2 protein-coding genes are annotated in these 4,603 nt (G+C 51.6%); both read right to left on the reverse strand.

Annotated elements, in window-relative coordinates:
* Positions 1-2,722: S-layer family protein (locus tag B9Z41_RS16750; RefSeq protein ID WP_143474227.1), on the reverse strand; the 2,722-nt coding region annotated here is incomplete at its 3' end.
* A 50-nt stretch (positions 2,723-2,772) separates the two neighbouring features.
* On the reverse strand, positions 2,773-4,593 hold the full coding sequence (locus B9Z41_RS16755) for a VCBS domain-containing protein (RefSeq protein ID WP_255408437.1): 1,821 nt from the start codon (positions 4,591-4,593) through the stop codon (positions 2,773-2,775).
* Positions 4,594-4,603: the final 10 nt, after the last annotated feature.

The raw sequence follows: 4,603 nt of genomic DNA on the forward strand, positions 1-4,603 counted from the left end.
AGCTGTTGCTCCCTGCCACGCTCGTGTTCGCCACAAACAAGTTGGTGCCGTCCACGTCCGTGCTCGTCAAGGTCCCCGTCGTGCTCTGCACCGCATTCGTCTCGGTCAAGCTCGCGCTCGTCGTGCCGCTGATCACCGCCGCGTCGTTCACAGGCGTTATGTCAATAGATACCGAATCCGAAGCCGTTGAAAAAGAAAGTCCATTGCTTGTATCAACATAAGTACCTGCATCGCCCAAAGTTTGATCCCAAGCTTTAAAGGTGAATGCGTCTGTCAACGTACCGTTGAAATTTTCTCCAGGAGTAAAGTGAATACGTGTATTAGTATCTGCTTTTAGCAAAAGTGCGTTTGTGGTGCTGACAGATTCAGCAACATGCCATGTCATACCACCGTCTAAGGTGTATTGCAAAGTGCCGTGACTGCTAACGCCTGTTATGGCGATACCCGTAAGCGCATCAGCATCGGCGTCTTGCACATTACCACCCAGACCCAGACTGACCAAATCGGAAACTAAGCTGCTTGTTCCTGTCGCTCCATTAGCAGGGCTGGGGTCATCTTCAAGAATGGTAGGCAATGAGACTGAAATCGTTGAATCTAAAACTGGAGGGTTGTTAATTGATGAAACGATTGTTTGTAAATTTACAAGAGAAGAGAGGTCATCTCCATTTGTTAGAGCAGTAGCGATTGCTGACTGAATAGCTGCTAATTTGGCACTCGAAACACCTTTAAGACCTAATAAATTCAATGTCTCCAGAGTCGACGTTTGACTAAAAATCGCTTCTGCCGCACTCGCCAAGACCTGCAACTCCGCCGCCGTGTCCACCGCCGTTTGAACTTTTCCGTCCACCACGTCGTTGAGCAAGCTCGTGCTCTTCTCCCCCAAACCCTCCATCCCCAACAAGCCGTATTGGCTCGCCGTCACGCTCACGTTGTTGTCGCTCGCGTCTCCATCCGCTCCCGCCAGTACCGCCTTGTACGCGTCCACCAACGCCTGCACCTCTGCCGTCGTGTCCACGCTCGTGCCACTCACCCCTGTCGTGTTGAGCACGCTGTTGATCGCTTTGAGGTTGTCCTCCTTCACCCCACTCACCCCAGCCGCCGCATACACCTCTACCCCAGGGCTGCTCTCGCTTGCGCTGTCGTTCGTCGCCGCTTCGCTCAACGTGCTCAGCGCACTTGCAATAGTTACTGCTGCACTCACCACCGACTGCAGCGCGCTCAGGCTACTCACCCCTGAGCCGTCGTCTGCCGTGTTCGCTATCGCCGCTTGCACTGCCCCCAGGTTGTCTGCCGTCACACCGCTCACGCCCAGCGCTTGCAGTTGTGCCAGTGTCGGACTGCTTGTTCCCGCAGCTCCCGCAATCACCGCTTGTGCCGCACTCGCCAAGACCTGCAACTCCGCCGCCGTGTCCACCGCCGTTTGAACTTTTCCGTCCACCACGTCGTTGAGCAAGCTCGTGCTCTTCTCCCCCAAACCCTCCATCCCCAACAAGCCGTATTGGCTCGCCGTCACGCTCACGTTGTTGTCGCTCGCGTCTCCATCCGCTCCCGCCAGTACCGCCTTGTACGCGTCCACCAACGCCTGCACCTCTGCCGTCGTGTCCACGCTCGTGCCACTCACCCCTGTCGTGTTGAGCACGCTGTTGATCGCTTTGAGGTTGTCCTCCTTCACCCCACTCACCCCAGCCGCCGCATACACCTCTACCCCAGGGCTGCTGTCGCTTGCGCTGTTGCTTGTCGCCGCCGTGCTCAACGTGCTCAACGCAGTTGCCACAGAATCATCGACGCCCGGCGTTCCACCGCTCACAAGATCTGTAACAAGAATTTGACGGAATACTCCCGTATCAGGGTCCGCTAATGCCGTGCCACTCGGTTGAGTAGTCTCAAAGCTTAGGTCAACGTGCCCATCTGCAAAATACAGTGTGTCGTGATCAGAATCTGATTTGAATTTAATAACCTCGGTCTGCCCAGAAGCCAGGTTGTTACGCGTGAAGGTATAGATGCCGTTATCAGCATCAACGACCTTGCTGTAGTCTGAGAAATTTCCAGTTAAATAAATGATGTCATTTCCACCGCCTGTAAAGATGAAGTCCATAGAGGTAGCAGCCTTGACATAAACACGATCTGCACCACTTCCACCCACCACTACCATGGACTCGCCCTCTACTGCAGCAGAAGGCACATCTAAGCCATCAGGGTCAAAAATATATACCTTAGTAGCCTGGGTGCCTGGTGTTGGGAGATTTTTGAACGGCTCCGTTGGCGTTCCACCGCTCACAAGATCTGTAACAAGAATTTGACGGAATACTCCCGTATCAGGGTCCGCTAATGCCGTGCCACTCGGTTGAGTAGTCTCAAAGCTTAGGTCAACGTGCCCATCTGCAAAATACAGTATGTCGTGATCAGAATCTGATTTGAATTTAATAACCTCGGTCTGCCCAGAAGCCAGGTTGTTACGCGTGAAGGTATAGATGCCGTTATCAGCATCAACGACCTTGCTGTAGTCTGAGAAATTTCCAGTTAAATAAATGATGTCATTTCCACCGCCTGTATAGGTAAGGTCTGCGCTGGTTCCATTTCCAACAAAAAAAGCGTCAGCCCCTGAACCGCCGATGAGCACAGCTTCTTTACCTGTCACGCTGAGACCAGACACACTCGAATACGACCAATCGATATAGAAGCCGTTGGCATCAAATACATAAAATTTTGCATTCGTACTCATAATTTATCCCAATTAATAGTTAGATTGTTTGATGGGTGTGCGTTGACTCATCAACCAAAAATAATTGGATTAGCAGCTAAGGCTAAGGCTGCCTGGTTCTCAAATGCCGAATCTGAAATTTTGTATGCCCATCCTTCGAAATTAACTGCCGATGCGTACTGGCTTGAAGTACTGCGGTACGTACCCGCTGGAAAGCTAGAAAACGCTGCTAGTGGGGAGGAGCCCCAATACGCAGCCGAGAGGCCATCAGTGGTTGTCATGCTCATATCGCCATGGTTGTCGTTGTAAAGAATGTCTGTCGCATTAAAGTTTTGCAAGTTGACATAGGTGGAAAGATTGCTTGCTTTGGTCGTTCCACCCTTGGTGTCTACAACAACTGCGTATGTGCCACCGGTTAAATCCAAATTGACTAGCGACAGCGCCCCGTTATTGGCAGATTGGTTACCGTTGAGCCATTTATAGCCCGATGAAAGTGCTGCAGATAAACCCGTGCTATCCATTACTGAAGATGAAACAGCACTTGCTGTTGTGTCAACAGGTGTCACGGTGGTGAAATTAAGCGTGGTTGAATCGCTCAATTCAGAGTTAATGGTGCCAGCGCTGTTTTGAACAATGCCAGCATCAAAGTTGACGTGGTAATTAGCGCCAAAGTCCCAATCGAAGGCCGTACTGAAAGTTCCCGTTCCCTTGGTTGACGGCGTTAACTGCTTCAAATCAATCACTAAGTTATTGCCAACAGCCTGCACAGACGTGCTTAAATTGAAACGTGAGGTGTAGTCGACCCCACCAATTGAGACAGAGGTGATAACGCCGTTTGCTAGGGTGATGTCTACGTTGTTGTCATAACTATCTTGTATCGATTCACCTGCTTTTGTGTTGGTGTGAGTCCAACCTGATGTCCCCATGTCGTCATAGATATAGATATGTCCAGATTTAAGTGTGATGGCCTGATCGAAGGCAATGACAAGCGCTGAGTCAACGCCTAGGTTGGTAACGCCATCTAAAGTTTGTGTTGCACTTAGCGATGGTGCTGTTGGCGTAGAAGCTCCTGCGATGTTGATAGTCAGCGCATGGGCCGTACCGTCTGCGGCATGAATGTTGAAGGTATCTGTGTATGTTGTTCCGCTCACAAACTCGCCGTGCGCTGAGCTGGCTGTATAGCTCCACGCACCATCCGCCGCCATGACAACGCTGCCATAACTGCCAGTTAGCGTCTCGGCTGTGAAAGCATTGGCTGTTCCATCTACATCGGTAGAAGTAAAGGTGCCACTTTGAGTAAGAGCAACAGTGGTTTCTGTCAGATTGAATGTGTCTGTTCCTGAAATGACTGCTGCATCGTTGCTACCGGTAACAGAAAAATTCACGACACCTTGGGTGGTGAGACTGCCATCAGTTATTTGGACTGTGAAGCTGTCAGCTACGTTTTGGTTGGCAGTGAGCGCTTGAGTAGTTGACAAGGTGTTGTCTAGCGCATAGCTCACCAAGCCCGTACTGGTATTCAATGTTGCTGTTCCATACGTTCCAGCGTGGGTATAGGTCGCACCACCGTCTGCGGTAGCCCAACCATAGGTACTTGCCAACGCTGTGCTGTCGTAAGTAGCTGTACCGTCCACATCTGCTTTGGTCAACGTGATGGTTGCTGCGCTTGTGCCCGCTATGGCGTTGCTCACACCTCCAGCCTCGACCAACTGAACGCTTTGAGTTCCGACGTTCAATGTGGGGGCGTCGTTGGTGCCCGTCATGTTGACCGTGATCACCTGCGTCGTGCCGTCTGCCGCACTCACCGTCGCCGTGTCACTGTACGTGCTCCCAGCCACAAACTCGTTGTGCGCCGTGCCCATCGTGTACGTCCACACACCCCCTGTGGTGATGCTGAATGTG

Origin of the sequence: Limnohabitans sp. JirII-31, from assembly GCF_002778315.1 — a bacterium.
Taxonomy (GTDB): Bacteria; Pseudomonadota; Gammaproteobacteria; order Burkholderiales; family Burkholderiaceae_C; genus Limnohabitans.